Genomic DNA, 13,543 nt, shown 5'->3' with positions numbered 1-13,543 from the left:
CTGGCTGGGAATATCATCAGGCCACCCTCTGACAACACAGAGGGGCCCAGCGTCCTCAACCCGGCGAACCTTCCCGGTCACAGCACCAGGAGGCGGCGACGTCGCCGGTCGGGCCCGGCGGCCCGGCTGCCGTTCGGCGGGGCGCGGGGTCCCGCGGGCGGTCAACCCGAGGTGCCCACCTCGTTGTTCGGGGCGCCGTCGCCGGCCGGTGGGAGGTCGCCGCGGACCGGGGGCGGGCCGGCGTCGCCGCGGGGGGCGGGCAGGACGGCGTCCAGTTCGGCGTCGCTCGCGGGGTGGGCGGCCTGCGCCGCCTCGCGGAGGGTGGCGCGGTCCACCTTCGCCGGATCGGCGGCAAGCCGTACGAGGAGGCCGTCCCGCTCGACCGCGTAGGCGTGCTCCCCGGCGTCGCCCGCCCGGTACCACAGGCCCCCGTCGGGCACGCACCCCCGCCCGCAGACGGTGTCGAGCGGGCGCCGCTCGGCGGTGAGGTCGATCCGCGCGCCCGTGCCGGTGTGCACGTACGCCACGGAGAAGCCGTCGTCGCCGCTGACTCCGGCGGACTGCACGGCCGGCGCGAAGCCGGGGGCGCCGGTGACGTAGACGTTCTCGACGGCGATCTGCGCGGCGCGGGCCCGGGCCTCCAGCGCGGCGCGGTCGGGGACGGGGGCGGAGGGCGAGGCGGAGCCGGCGCCGGAGGGGGAGCCTGCGACCACCGTGCCGCAGGCGGCGAGCGCCAGGCCGAGCGGCAGGGCGGCGGCCGTCGCGGCCCACCGTCGAACGCGGGGGTGTCGGTGCGGGAACGGTGTGCGGGCGGCAGGAGTCATGGGGTCATCCTGCCCCGGCCCCCTCTCCGCCCGTACGGCCCCCCGCCCCCGCCCCTCCCCCCGGCACCAGGTCGCGGGCGCAGGCCCGCAGCCAGGCGTGTGCCGGGTCGGCGTCGTGGCGGGGGTGCCAGGCGATGCCGAACGGCAACGACGGCAGTTCCAGGGGGACTTCGAACGTCACCAGGCCGAGGGCCTCGGCCTGCGGCGCGGCCCGGGTGGCGATCAGGCCGATCAGGTCCGTCTCCCGCAGGACGAACAGGGACGCGGGGAAGGAGCCGACGCTGCCCACCACCCGGCGCGTCAGGCCGCGTTCGGCGAGGGCGGCGTCGATCGGGCCCTGCATGCGGCCCCTCCGGGAGACGATCAGGTGCTCCCCGGCGGCGAAGCGGCGCGCGGTGAGTCGGCCGCGCAGCAGCGGATGGCCCGTACGGACGACGCCCAGCATGCGTTCGTCGTGGAGGTGCTCGATGCGCACCTCGGGCGAACGGGTGTCGATGACGCCGATCTCCAGGTCGGCGATGCCCTCGCGGAGCGCGGGCACGTCCACGTGGCTCTCCGACAGGAACCGCAGCCGCACGCCCGGTGCCTCCCGGCCCACCCGGCCGAAGAGTTCGGCTCCGAAGGAGGCGGCGAAGGCGTCGTGGGCCAGGACGGTGAAGGTGCGGGTCAGGGTGGTCAGGTCGACGCGTCCGCCCGCGAGGAACAGGGCGCGGGCCCGCTCGACGACGGCGCGGACCTCGCCCTGGACGGACAGCGCGTGCGGGGTGGGGACCATCGAGCGGCCCGCGCGCACCAGCACCGGATCGCCGAGGGCCTTGCGGATGCGGCCCAGGGTGCGGCTCATGGCGGGCTCGGAGAGGTGGAGTCGGGCGGCGGCGCGGGAGACGCTCGACTCCTCCAACAGGACGTCGAGGGCGACCAGCAGGTTCAGGTCCAACCCCGTACTCGATTGCGTCACACGCATACACCTCTTGCGGAACATGCACTGGAAAGCAGGTCAGTGCCACCCTACGGTGGACGGCGGGGCCGGGTCGCCGGGCCGAATCCGCCCGCCCCGCCCCCGCTTCCACCACCCGATCGCTTCGACTCCCTGGAGGAGCCGTGCTCCGTCATGCCCGCACACCGGCCCCGGACGATCCGTCCGGCACGGGCGAACCCGCCACCTCGCCCCGCGTGCGCGACCGCCACCCGTCGGTGCCCGCCGCGTCCGGACTGTCGCGGCCCGCCCTGTTGACGCTGTGCGCCTGCGTCCTCGTCGCCCAGGGCATGGTCGCCGCCGTCAACCTGCTGATCCCCCAGCTCGCCGCCTCCTCCCTGCGCCCCGGTGCGGGCGAACTGCTGTGGGCGGTCGACGCGTACGTGATCGTGTTCGCCGCCCTGCTGATCCCGGCCGGGGCCCTGGGCGACCGCTACGGGCGCAAGGGGGCCCTGCTCGGCGGACTCGCCCTGTTCGCGGTCGGCGGCGCCGTCAGCGCCCTGGCCGGGGATCCGGCCGTACTGATCGCCGGGCGCGGGCTGTGCGGCGCCGGGGCCGCCCTGATCATGCCCGCCACCATGTCCGTACTGGTGCACCTGTCACCGCCCGAACAGCGCGGGCGGGCCCTGGCCACCTGGACGCTCGCCGCGGGACTCGGGGGGCTCGCCGGGAACGTGGGCGGCGGTCTGGCCGGGGAGTTCCTGACCTGGCGCGCCCTGTTCTGGGCCGTGGTCCCGCTCGCCGCGCTGCTGGCGCTCGCGGTCGCCCGTACGGTGCCCCGTACGCCCGCGCGCCCCGAGGCCGCCGTCGACCCGCTGGGCGCCCTGCTGCTCGCGGCGGCACTGCTCGCCCTCGTCTACGGGATCATCGAGGGCCCCGGCTACGGCTGGACCTCGGTCCGCGTGGGGGCCGCCTTCGGGGCGGGCGCCGGCCTGCTGGCCCTGTTCGTCGTGCGCGGACTGCGCGCCGCGCGGCCGCTGTTCGATCCCCGGATCTTCCTCTCGCGCCGCCTCAGGGCCGGCGCGCTCGGCATCGGCGCGGCCTTCTTCGGGCTGTTCGCCCTGTTCTTCGTCAACGCGCAGTACCTCCAGTACGCCAAGGGCTTCTCCCCCGCCGTGACCGGTCTCGCGATCGTGCCGCTGACCGTCGGCATGGCGGTGGTGCCCCGGTACGGGGCGCGCCTGCAGGAGCGGGTGGGGCCCCGGCTGCCCGTCGGCCTGGGGCTCGGGCTGATCGGCGCGGGACTGCTGCTGGTGTCGACGGTGGGGGCGGACACGCCGTACGCGGTGTACGCCCTCCACCTGCTGGTCCTGTCGGTCGGTACGGGGCTCTGCGCGCCCTCGCTGACCCTCGGCGTGGTCGCCTCGCTGCCCGCGCACCAGGCGGGACTGGGTGCCGGGATCAACACGGCCGCGCGGGAGATCGGGGCGGCGCTCGGCGTGGCGGTGGTCGGGACGGTGCTGGCCTCGCGGTTCCGGGGGGACCCGACGGATCCGGCGCAGGTGGCGGCGTTCACCGACGCGATGGGGGTGGCGCTGCGCACCGTGGCGGTGGCGCTGCTCGTGGCCGCGGCCATGGTGGTCGCGGGGTACCGGGGCGGCGGTGTCGGCGCGGGGCGCGAGGCCTGACGGCCCGGCCCGTCGGACCCGCGGCCGGGGACGCCCGTGGAACGCCCGGGGACGGCCGGGGAACGCCCGGGGCGGCGGGAGCCGCCCCGGGCGGGGTGTCACGGGTGTCAGGGAGCCATCTCGTAGGCGCCGGCCAGCGATTCGACGCGCGCCCAGACGCGGGCCGCGCGGTCGGCGTCGACGACGGGGCGGCGGACCGCGCCGAGGGCCCACGCCTGCTGCGCCCCGGTGGCGGAGTCCTTGCCGTGCAGCTCGACCGCGTGCGCGGAGAAGTCGCGTACGAGGACGGAGAACAGCTCGTCGAGGACGTCCTCGTCGAGTCCGGTCAGCCGGGCCTGCTCCAGGATCAGCTGGCCGTGCACGACCAGCGCGAAGAGCTGCCCGACGGCGAGCAGCAGGTCGAGGTCGCGGCTCTGCTCCTCGTCCGGGGCCGCGGTGGCGACGAACTCGCACAGGGCGTCGGCCTGTTCGCGGAACCGGGCCACGTTGGGCACGTTCGCGTACGCGTCGTAGGCGGGGCGCCAGTCGTGGAAGCGCACGGAGCCCAGGCCGCGGGCCGGGCCCTGGCGGAAGAGGAACGCGTCGTCGGCCGCGTCCAGGCGGGTCGGCACGGCGGCGTACTCGGCCGAGTCCAGGAGGTGGTTGCGCATGAACTTCAGGATGAGGGCGAGGTTGACGTGGACCGTGCCCTCCAGCTTCGGCAGGCCGCGGATCTCGACGGCCGCCTGGGCGAAGTAGTTGTCCTTCTCGAACCCCTTGGCGGCGATGACGTCCCACATGAGGTCGATGACCTTCTCGCCCTCCGTGGTCACCTTCATCTTCGTCATCGGGTTGAAGAGGAGGTAACGGCGGTCGTCGGGCCCGGCGGTGCGGAAGTAGTCCACGGCCCGGTCGCTGAACAGCTTCATGCCGACCAGGCGCACGTAGGCGTCGGCGAGTTCGCGGCGCACGTGCGGGAAGGCGGTGACGGGGCGGCCGTAGAGGACGCGGCCGTGGGCGTGGGTGACGGCCTCGTACATCGCGTGCTCGCAGATGCCGATGGAGGCCGTGCACAGGTTGAACTTGCCGACGTTGACGGTGTTCAGCGCGGCGTCGAAGGCGGCCCGGCCGGTGTGCAGGATGTCCTCGGCGGCGACCGGGTAGTCCTCCAGGCGGAACTCGCTGACGAACTTGGAGGAGTCGACGACGTTCTTCACGAGCCGGTAGGCGCTGTGGCGGCTGTCGGCGGCGAAGAAGACATAGCCGTCGGGGCCCTCCACGTCGGTGCGACGGCCGAAGACGGAGACGAGGCCGGCGGCGTTGCCGTTGCCGATGTAGTACTTGGAGCCGGTGGCGCGGAAGCCGCCCGCGCCGTCGGGCTCCAGGAGCATGTCGGTCGAGTAGATGTCGGCGCCGTGCGTCTTCTCGGACAGGCCGAAGGCGAACACCTCGCCCTCGCGCAGCAGTTCGGCCGCGCGGGTGCGGGCGGCCTCGTTGTCGCTCTGCCACACGGGGCCGAGGCCGAGGATGGTGACCTGCCAGGCGTACCAGTAGTCCAGGCCGTAGAAGCCGAAGATCTCGTTCAGGGCGGCGATGCGGGCGGTGTCCCAGCGCTTGTCCGACTCCTCCTCGCCGGCGGCGGAGGCCGGCGTCAGGAAGGTCGCGAAGAGGCCCTCCTTGGCGGAGAACGCGAGGAAGTCCGCCAGCCAGGCGCGGGTGCGGTAGTCCTCGATCAGCCGGCGCTTGCCGCGGGCCTCGAACCAGTCGACGGTGGCCCGCAGCAGGCGGCGGGTCTCGGGGTCGAAGTGGGCGGGGTCGTAGGTGTTCGGGTTGAACAGCAGCGGGTCGGTCATGAGGGGTCGCCTTTCGGAGATCGGAGATCGGAGGCAGAAGCGGGGGCGGCGCGGGCGGGGGCGGGCCGGGTCCGGGTGGCGGAGCCGGCCGCGCCGGGAGGTGCGCCCGGGGGCCTCGGGGCAGGGTGCGCCGGGGCGCGCGGCCGCCGGGGTCAGCGGGCGGCGGCGAGGCGGTGCAGCGTGGCGAGGACGTCGTCCAGCCAGGCCAGCGTCATGCGTTCGTAGGCGATGCCGCCGCGCAGCACGACGTGTTGCAGTTCCGGGCCGGGATCGCCCGGCGCGGGGGCGTCCGGGCCGGTGAAATCGCGCAGTTCCCCGGCCAGGTAGTGGGTGAGCCGGTCGCTGTGCTCCCGGTGGTGCCGCTCGACCTCGCGGATCAGCGCCGCCGGGTCGTCGTAGGCCGCGCCCCGGATCTTCACGGCCAGTTCGTGCCGGACGCTGTCGGGCCGGATCGGCTCGCGCAGCCAGGCCGCGAGGGTCTCGCGGCCCGCGGCCGTGACGGAGTACTCCTTCTTGTCCGGCCTCGTCCGTTGCGCGACGTCGAGGACGTCGAGCCGGCCGTCGTCCACCATGCGCCCGAGGACGCGGTAGATCTGCTGGTGGGTCGCGGTCCAGAAGTAGCCGATGGACCGGTCGAACCGACGGGCCAGCTCGTAGCCGGAGCCGGGCTTCTCCAGGAGGGAGACGAGGATCGCGTGCTCGAGCGCCATGCCCCGATCCTTCTATGCAACTCGTTGCATAGACAAGCGCAGGCGCTTCGGTGAGACGAGGGTCACGGAGCGTCCGCACGGGTGACGGCGGGCGGCGGACGGGTCCCCCGGAGGGGGCCCGTGCCACCGGGCGGGCGGAGGGAGGGGCACCGCGCCGTCGGGCCGCCGGCGGCGCCCCGACGGGATCAGCCGATCGGCTGTCGGGCCTCGGCGCGGACCTTGAGGGTGAGCGCGGCGACCTCGTCGAGGTCGACGGAGGAGGGGGCCCGGCTCGCCGTCTCGGGGGTGACGACCGCGACCGAGGCGCCCGTGTTCCCGTCGGCCCAGGCGCACATGGGCAGGGTCGCGGTGGCCCCGTTCTGCGTCGAGGTCAGCACCTGGCAGGTCAGCGTGGTGTCGGAGCCCTGCGGGGTGACGTCGCGCGCGGGGACGGCGACCTTCGCGCCGTCCGCCTCCGCGGCACCCTCCGCCATCTTCTTGCGGGCCCGCGCCAGGTCCTTGAACTGCCCGTACATGCCGGACATGACGAGGACGCTCGCCTCGGTGGGCGAACCCGCGGTGTACTGCCCGACCGCCGGCCGGGCGTCGCGGACGCTCGGGTCCCAGGTGCCCTTGAGGGCGGCGGCGCCCTGGGTCTGCGACAGGTCCTCGACCAGCCCGAACTTCCCGTCCACCAGCGTCTTGGGCACCGTGAGGCGGTGCGTGGCCGCGGGGAAGCCGGCTCCGCTCACCGCCTTCCCGGCGGCGGCCAGCCGGTTCACCGCGAAGCCGGCGATGCCGAGGCCGGCGAGCGAGGCCACGACGATGCCGACCACCAGGCCGGTACGGCTCTTGCGCGGCGGCGGGCCCATCGGCGGCTGCCCCCAGGCGCCCTGGCCGGGGTACGGCTGCTGCGGGGCGCCGTAGGGCTGCTGTCCCCCGTAGGGCGTCGGAGGCTGCCCGCCGTAGGGCTGTTGGCCACCGTACGGGTGGAGTTGCTGCGGGGGCTGTTGGGGCGGCGGGGGTCCGTACGGGCCGGCGGGGCCCGGGGGTGGTGGCGTGCTCATGACGGAAGCCTATGCAGTGCGACCCGGCCGACCACGGGTGGGGAGGGGGACGTTCCGCATCGGCGGGCCCCGGGCCCGGACGTGCCCCGGGTACGCCGCTCCCGGGTCGGGCACGTCCACCGAGGCGTGCACCGTGAGACCGGCGGCGGAGGCCGTGCGGGCCCGGACGGGTGGCCGGAACCCGTGGGCAGGACGGCCGGTGCCGGGACGGGTGGTGCCGGGACGGCCGGTGCCGGACGGCCGGCGCCTCGGGGCGACGGGGCGACGGGGCGACGGGGCGACGGGGCGACGGGGCGACGGGGCGACGGGGCGATCCTCGCCCACCCCTCGGGGGCGCCGCCGGCGGCGGGGTGCGATGATCGGGCCGGCTCCGGCAGGACGGTCCGGGGGCGGATCGGGAGGTGGCGCGGTGGGTGTTCCGTCGGAAGGTTCCGACCAGGACCCGTGCGCCTGCGCGGTGGCCGCCGACGTCAACGCGGGCCGGGTCCCGGCCGGCGCGCCCGCCGAGGAGGCGCTGGCCCGGATCTCCGCGCGCGACCCCCGGGTTCGGGCCTTCACCGCCGTGTGGCCCCGCATCGCGGCCGAACGGGCCGCGGACGTCGCCCGGCGGGTCCGGGCGGGCGAGCGGCTCCCGCTGGCCGGGGTGCCGCTGGCGGTCAAGGACACCGAGGGGCTGACGTCCCGACAGTCGGCCCTGCTGCTGGCGGCCGGCTGCGTGCCGGTCGGCGCGACCTCCACCCCCGGCCGGGGCACGCGGTGGCAGACCTGGGGCGCGACCCCCGACGGCCCCACCCTCAACCCCTACGATCCGCTGCGCAGTCCGGGCGGTTCCTCCGCCGGCTCGGCCGCCGCCGTGGCGGCCGGGATGGTGGCGTTGGCCACGGGCAGCGACGGCGCCGGATCGGTGCGCATCCCGGCCGCCTGGTGCGGGGTCGTCGGGCTCAAGCCGACCAACGGCCGGGCGCCGTCCCGGGACCGGGCCGGCCTGAACGTCGCCGGGCCCCTGGCCCGGCACGCGTGCGACGCGGCGCGCTACCTGGACGTGCTGACGGGCTCCCCCGTGGGACGCGCCCCCCGACCGCCCGCCCGGCCGCCGGCCGTCGTCTGGTCCCCGACGCTGGGCCTCGCCGCGACCGACGGGGCCGTCTCGGCCACGGCCCTCGCCTTCCTGGAGGCCCTGGTCGCCGTCCGGGCCGTGGCCCCGCGGGAGTTCCCCGTACGCCTCACCGATCCGGCGCGCGCCTGGCAGGACCTGCGCCGGGCCCAGAAGGGGGACGGGAGCGGAAACGGGACGGGGACCGACGGGCGGGAGGCGGAGCGCTGCCGGGCCGCCCTGCGGGCGGAGTTGGACGCGGTGTTCGCCCGCGCCGACCTGCTGGCCACGCCGACCACCCCCAACCCGCCGCACGGCCACGAGGGACCGGGCGAGGTCATGAGCGTGGCCCTGACCTGGGCGTTCAACATCAGCGGGCATCCCGCGATCAGCCTGCCCGCCGGGTTCACGGCCGCCGGGGAGCCGGTCGGGCTGCAACTGGTCGCCCCCGCCGGCCGGGAGGCGGACCTGCTGGCCGTCGCCGCGGCGGCGGCCGAGGCGGCCCTCCCCGGCTGAGCGGCCCCGCGGGCCGGGCGGCCCGGGGCGCCCCGTGGGCCGGGCGGCACGGGGCGGGCGGTGGAGAACCGGCGGTCCGCGGTCGGCGCCGCCCCGGAGCCGCGCCGGCCCGGGGCGGGCAGTAGCGTAGGTTTCCCGCCAGACGGCGCCATGTTGGCCGGGGACGGGCGGTCTCGCCGCCGGCCCCGTGACAGAGTCGGCCGCGTGTGCCGTCGGCGGGACGGGAGAGGCGCCCCGGCGCGTACGCGGCCTTCCGGGGCCGCGGACCGGTCCGGGAGGGTGGTCGGGGCCGCGTGCGGGAAGGCGGGGAGGCGGGGCCACGCGTCGGCGCGTGGGGTCGAGGACACGAAGGCACGAAGGCACGAAGGCACCGGAGCACGAGGGCACCACGGCACGAAGGCGTCACGGCACGAAGGCATCAGGGCACGAGGCACGAAGGCATGGGGGACGGCGATGATCGGTGTGTTCAGGCAACGGGAGATGCGGCAGTCGGTCGGCGCCCTGGTGGAGGCGGTCGGCCACCTGGAGGCGCCCGCGTCGGGCGAGGCCGTGTGCCGGGCGCTGTGCGAGGCCATGGGCCGGCGGCGCGGGCGGCGGATCGAGTTCCGCACGACCTCCTTCCCGCCGGGTACCGCCAGCGGTCTCGCCCTCGACCTCGGCGAGCGCGACCTGGTCATCGTGGAGAAGCTGACCGCTCCCGACCACCAGGTCATCATCACCGGACACGAGCTGCGCCACCTGGAGCTGGGGCACTGTCACCAGCACCTCGACGAGGGTTCCGTGGCCGCCCGGCTGCTCGACCACGACGCCGACCTGCGCGGCGTGGTGACCTCGGTGCTGTCGGTGGCCGGCCGGCAGAGCCCCGCGCTGGTGGAACGGGACGGGTCCCGGGCCCGCCGGCAGCAGCGGGAGGAAGAGGCGGCCGAGCAGTACGGCCTGGAACTGGCGCACGCGGTGCAGCACCTGCTGGCGGCACCCGGCCCGACCCCCTTCGACCGGGGGACGACCTCCGGACGGATCGGGGCCGCCCTCGGCCATCCGGGCGGCAGAGGCTGACGGTGTCGGATCCCCTCTTCCTGATCCCGTCGGTGTTGGGGGCCGTGGCGATCCTGATGCGGCTGCCCAGCCTGCTGCGCGATCCCCGCGACCCGCTGCTGCGGGCCGTGACGGCGTTCCTGTTCTCCACCACCGGGGTGTTCTTCTTCGGGGCCGTCCCGATGATCGCGAAGGTCAACGCGGTGAGCGGGATCCCGAACCTCGCGGCCCCCTTCGTCTACACCTGGGTGATGGCGTGCTCCGGCTCGGGGATCGTGCTGGTCATCAATTGGCGCGGGGGTCCGCCCGAGCGCATCCGGCGGGCCAGTCGGGGCTGCGTCGCGGGCTACACGGCCCTGAGCGTGGCCCTGTTCGTCCTGTTCGCGCTCGGGGAGGCGCCGGTCGAGCGGCTGCGCGACCTGGACACGTACTACGCGAACACCCCGTACATCCGTGAGATGATCGTCCTCTATCTGCTGGCCCACGGAGCGGCGGCCGTGACCATGTCATCGCTGTGTTGGCGCTGGTTGCCGCACGTCACGGGAGAACTCCGGGCGGGGCTGGCCCTCATGATGGCGGGATACGCGCTCACCCTCGGCTACGCCCTGTGCAAGTTCGCCGCCGTCGGCGCACGGTGGGCGGGCCTCGACTGGGACGTGCTGAGCACCGACGTCGCCCGCGCCCTCAGCGCGGCGGCGGCCCCCCTGGTGGCGTTCGCCTTCGGGGTGCCGCTGGTCGTGCAGCGGCTGCGCGAGCCCTGGCGGGACTGGACCCGCTACCGGCGGTTGGGGCCCCTCTCGCGGCTGGTGGGGAACCTCGCGCCGCGCGCCACGACGGTGCGGATGGTGTTGCTCTGCCCCGTGGGCGTACGTCGGCTCCAGCGCGAGTCCGCGATCCGTGACGGTCTGCTCACCCTGAACCCGTACTTCGACCTCGGGCTGCGCGCCCGCGTGTTCGAGGCGGCCCGGGCGCGTGGCGCCTGCCCGGACGAGGCGTCGGCCGGCGCCGACGCCGCCATGCTGCTGGCCGCCGTGCGCGCGTTGCGCGCGGATCCCGAGCGGCGGGTGATCACGTCGTCGCGCGGTCTCCAGGAAGGGACGGGCGAGTACGGCGATCTCGTCCGGATCTCGCAGTCACTGTCACACACCCCCGCCGGCAACGGAGCCGGGCCGCGTGGTGTCCGAGCCTCAGGGGGCACCTCATGAACAACGCGCACTACTACGTCCTCGTCGCCCTGCTGTTCGCGGCCTTCGCGCTGCGCGGGCCGGGGGTGCTGCGGTACTGGCGCGATCCACTGGTCCGTTCGGTGTCGGTGCTGTTGCCCCTGGCCGCCGCCGTGTTCTTCTTCGCGGCGCCGCCGACGGTGGCCAAGGTGAACGCGCTGACGGGCGTGGCGAACTTCTCGGCCCCCCTGGTGTACGGGATCGTCGCGGCCCTCAGCGCCGCCCTCGTCAATCTGACGATCACCTGGCGGGGTGGCCCCGAGGAGCGGCGTCGGGCCGCCACCCGCTGGTGCGTCGGCGCCTACGGGGTCCTGATCGCGACGCTGTTCACGTTGTTCGCGCTCGGGGAGGCTCCCGACGAGCGGCTGCGGGACTTCGACACGTATTACGCGAACACGCCGTTCGTCCGCGAGATGATCGTGCTGTACCTGCTGGCGCACGCGTCGGCGAGCGCGATCCTGGCCTCGCTGTGCCGGCGTTGGGCGCGCGACGTGGCGGGACTGCTGCGCGTCGGGCTGCTGATCATCGTGTACGGGTCCGCCCTCGCGCTCGTCTATGACACGTGCAAACTGGCGGCCGTGGGCGCGCGCTGGACGGACCACGACTGGGACGTCATGAGCACGACGGTGGCGCCGGTGGTCGCCTCGGTGGCCTCGTTGTTCCAGTGCGTGGGCCTGGCCCTGCCGTCCGTCGGGCACGGGTTGGCACGGCAGTGGCGGGCCTGGTCGCAGTACAAGCGGCTGGGTCCGCTGTGGCGGATCACGCGCGCGGTGACCCCGTACGAGCTGGTGCGCCTGCCGTGGTGGTCCTCGCTCGGCAAACGGCACCTGCGCCGGACCTGCGACATCCGGGACGGGCTGCGGCTGCTGACGCCCTATCTGGAGCGGGAGACGGAACCGGCCGGGGAGTTCGGCGTCCGGCCCGACGGCGGGCCCTCGGCGCAGGCGGCCCCCGGGCGGGGCGGCGGGCCGACCGGCGCGGGCGGTCTCGCGCCCGGGTCGGCGCGGTACGTCTCCCTGGTGGTGGCGGCGTACCGGACGCTGCGTCCCGGTGCGGTGGATCCCGGGTCCGGCGGGTTCGAGACCATGCTCCAGGGCGACGACGACAAACTGGTCCGGCTGTCCGACGCGGTGCGCGTCCTCGCGGTGCTCGACGCGGCCCCCGACTCGCCCCGCCCGCCCGCGGCACCCCGGAGAGCGGTGACATGACGGACCCTCGCGACCCCCGGTCCCCGTTCGGGCGGCGCCGGGCCGTCGTCATCGGCGGCAGCCTGGCCGGCGCCCTGGCCGCCGCGGCGCTGCGCGACGTGGTGGACGAGGTCCTCGTGCTCGACGGCGACGGGCTGTCCGACGGGACGGCGGCGCGCCGGGGGCTGCCCCAGGGCCGGCACGCGCACCTGTTCTGGAGCGGTGGGGTGCGGGCCGCCGAGCAGCTGCTGCCCGGGGTCACCGAACGGTGGCTGGCGGCGGGCGCGCGGCGCGTGCCGATCCCCACCGGGATGGTCGGCTTCAGCGCGCAGGGCTGGTTCCGGCGTTGGGGTCGGGCCGAGACCCATTTCGTGATCGCGTGCACCCGTCCGCTCCTGGACGCCGTGCTGCGCGAGGCGCTGACGGCCCGCCCGGGCGTGCGGGTGCTGGAGCGCAGCCGGGTGGTGGGCCTCGTCGGCAGCGCGCGGCGGATCACCGGGGTGCGGGTGCGCGGGGCCGACGGTCGCGAGGAGGTCCTGGAGGCGGACTTCGTGGTCGACGCGAGCGGTCGGGGGTCGCGGGCTCCGGCGTTCCTGCGGGCGTTGGGGGTGCCCGCCGCGCCGGAACGGTCCCTGGACCTGGGTCTGGTGTACGCGACGCGGGTCTTCCGCGCCCCCGAGGGGGCCGAGGGTTTCCCGATCGTGGCCGTGCACCCGCTGCCGCGGACCGGGCGTCCCGGGCAGGGCGCGAGCATCCTGCCCGTCGAGGGCGGGCGGTGGATCGTCACGGCGGTGGGCACCCGAGGGGGCGAACCGAGCGGGGCGGCGGCGGACTTCGAGTCCTTCACGCGGGGGTTGCGCCACCCGATCGTCGGCGAGATCATCTCGCGGCTGGAGCCGCTCACGGACGTGGCGGTCAGCCGCAGCACCCGCAACACGCGGCGCATGTTCGAGCGGGTGCGGCGCTGGCCGGAGCGGTTCGTGGTTCTCGGGGACGCGCTGGCCGTGTTCAACCCGCTCTACGGGCACGGCATGTCGGCCGCCGCGCGGGCGGCGCTGGTCCTGCGGAACCTGGCGCGGGTGGACGGGGTGGAGGCGCCGCGGCTGGCGCGCCGGGTGCAGCGGGCCGTGGCCCGGCCCGTCTCCGCCGCGTGGGACCTCGCGGTGGGGCAGGACGTGTTCTTCCCCGGGGTGCGGGGCGGCGGGCCGAGCCGCCGGGACCGGGTGGTGGCCGGGTACGTCGACCGGCTGGTGCGCACGAGCTGCGGGGACTTCGCGATGGTGCGGGACCTGACGGCCGTGACCTCGCTCCAGGCGCCGCTGGCGACGCTGGTGCGGCCACGGGTCCTGCTGGGCGCCGCGCGCGGGCCGCTGTTGCCGCCGCTGTCGGGTCCGCCGCTGTCGCACCGCGAGCGGGCCCTCGTACGGCTCGACGGGGGGCCGGCGCGGGCCTCCGGGTGACGGTCGCGGAGGC

General features: G+C 75.7%; 11 protein-coding genes. 6 read left to right on the top strand and 5 right to left on the bottom strand.

Translation table 11 applies throughout. The features are described from left to right. Positions 1-161: 161 nt before the first annotated feature. Positions 162-824: a hypothetical protein gene (locus ACZ6ZI_RS39305; RefSeq protein ID WP_469529707.1), complete on the bottom strand. Its 663-nt coding sequence runs from the start codon at positions 822-824 to the stop codon at positions 162-164. A 4-nt stretch (positions 825-828) separates the two neighbouring features. Then, a complete protein-coding gene (locus ACZ6ZI_RS39300) occupies positions 829-1,788 on the bottom strand; it encodes a LysR family transcriptional regulator (RefSeq protein WP_469529704.1) in 960 nt (319 codons plus the stop codon). A gap of 209 nt (positions 1,789-1,997) precedes the next feature. Between ACZ6ZI_RS39300 and ACZ6ZI_RS39295 the strand changes: the two genes are divergently transcribed. Beyond that, positions 1,998-3,428 (top strand): MFS transporter, encoded by a 1,431-nt coding sequence (locus ACZ6ZI_RS39295; protein ID WP_469529732.1) that lies wholly within the window; start codon positions 1,998-2,000, stop codon positions 3,426-3,428. Positions 3,429-3,535: 107 nt separating this feature from the next. Here ACZ6ZI_RS39295 and ACZ6ZI_RS39290 read toward each other — a convergent pair whose 3' ends face one another. From ACZ6ZI_RS39290 to ACZ6ZI_RS39280, 3 genes are all read right to left on the bottom strand, one after another. Next, entirely contained in the window at positions 3,536-5,260 is a 1,725-nt protein-coding gene (locus ACZ6ZI_RS39290) for an acyl-CoA dehydrogenase family protein (RefSeq protein ID WP_469529702.1), read from the bottom strand. 152 nt (positions 5,261-5,412) lie between these two features. Then, the gene (locus tag ACZ6ZI_RS39285) at positions 5,413-5,970 is read right to left on the bottom strand and encodes a PadR family transcriptional regulator (protein ID WP_469529699.1); all 558 of its coding nucleotides are present in this window, start codon (positions 5,968-5,970) and stop codon (positions 5,413-5,415) included. 185 nt (positions 5,971-6,155) lie between these two features. Continuing rightward, entirely contained in the window at positions 6,156-7,016 is an 861-nt protein-coding gene (locus ACZ6ZI_RS39280; RefSeq protein ID WP_469529696.1) for a hypothetical protein, read from the bottom strand. 409 nt (positions 7,017-7,425) lie between these two features. Between ACZ6ZI_RS39280 and ACZ6ZI_RS39275 the strand changes: the two genes are divergently transcribed. The 5 genes from ACZ6ZI_RS39275 to ACZ6ZI_RS39255 all read left to right on the top strand — a co-directional run bounded on the left by ACZ6ZI_RS39275 (position 7,426) and on the right by ACZ6ZI_RS39255 (position 13,530). Beyond that, entirely contained in the window at positions 7,426-8,625 is a 1,200-nt protein-coding gene (locus tag ACZ6ZI_RS39275) for an amidase family protein (protein ID WP_469529693.1), read from the top strand. 453 nt (positions 8,626-9,078) lie between these two features. Further along, entirely contained in the window at positions 9,079-9,681 is a 603-nt protein-coding gene (locus tag ACZ6ZI_RS39270; RefSeq protein WP_363062659.1) for a toxin-antitoxin system, toxin component, read from the top strand. Between the two features lie 2 nt (positions 9,682-9,683). Next, positions 9,684-10,865 carry an MAB_1171c family putative transporter gene (locus tag ACZ6ZI_RS39265; protein ID WP_469529690.1) on the top strand — a complete coding sequence of 394 codons (1,182 nt, stop codon included), beginning with the start codon at positions 9,684-9,686 and terminating at the stop codon, positions 10,863-10,865. Then, positions 10,862-12,091: an MAB_1171c family putative transporter gene (locus tag ACZ6ZI_RS39260; protein ID WP_469529687.1), complete on the top strand. Its 1,230-nt coding sequence runs from the start codon at positions 10,862-10,864 to the stop codon at positions 12,089-12,091. The genes ACZ6ZI_RS39265 and ACZ6ZI_RS39260 overlap by 4 nt, the downstream gene beginning before the upstream one ends. Next, the gene (locus tag ACZ6ZI_RS39255) at positions 12,088-13,530 is read left to right on the top strand and encodes an NAD(P)/FAD-dependent oxidoreductase (RefSeq protein WP_469529684.1); all 1,443 of its coding nucleotides are present in this window, start codon (positions 12,088-12,090) and stop codon (positions 13,528-13,530) included. The genes ACZ6ZI_RS39260 and ACZ6ZI_RS39255 overlap by 4 nt, the downstream gene beginning before the upstream one ends. The last annotated feature ends 13 nt before the right edge of the window (positions 13,531-13,543 follow it).

The sequence above is a fragment of the Streptomyces sp. NPDC103540 genome (assembly GCF_055584445.1).
The sequence above is the reverse complement of the archived record's forward strand: the minus strand, read 5'-3'. Positions and strand labels throughout refer to the sequence as shown.

Coding starts and splice junctions, on each gene's coding strand:
- ACZ6ZI_RS39305 (WP_469529707.1), bottom strand. CDS start 824: ATGACTCCTGCCGCCCGCACACCGTTCCCGCACCGACACCCCCGCGTT.
- ACZ6ZI_RS39300 (WP_469529704.1), bottom strand. CDS start 1,788: ATGCGTGTGACGCAATCGAGTACGGGGTTGGACCTGAACCTGCTGGTC.
- ACZ6ZI_RS39290 (WP_469529702.1), bottom strand. CDS start 5,260: ATGACCGACCCGCTGCTGTTCAACCCGAACACCTACGACCCCGCCCAC.
- ACZ6ZI_RS39285 (WP_469529699.1), bottom strand. CDS start 5,970: ATGGCGCTCGAGCACGCGATCCTCGTCTCCCTCCTGGAGAAGCCCGGC.
- ACZ6ZI_RS39280 (WP_469529696.1), bottom strand. CDS start 7,016: ATGAGCACGCCACCACCCCCGGGCCCCGCCGGCCCGTACGGACCCCCG.
- ACZ6ZI_RS39270 (WP_363062659.1), top strand. CDS start 9,079: ATGATCGGTGTGTTCAGGCAACGGGAGATGCGGCAGTCGGTCGGCGCC.
- ACZ6ZI_RS39260 (WP_469529687.1), top strand. CDS start 10,862: ATGAACAACGCGCACTACTACGTCCTCGTCGCCCTGCTGTTCGCGGCC.
- ACZ6ZI_RS39255 (WP_469529684.1), top strand. CDS start 12,088: ATGACGGACCCTCGCGACCCCCGGTCCCCGTTCGGGCGGCGCCGGGCC.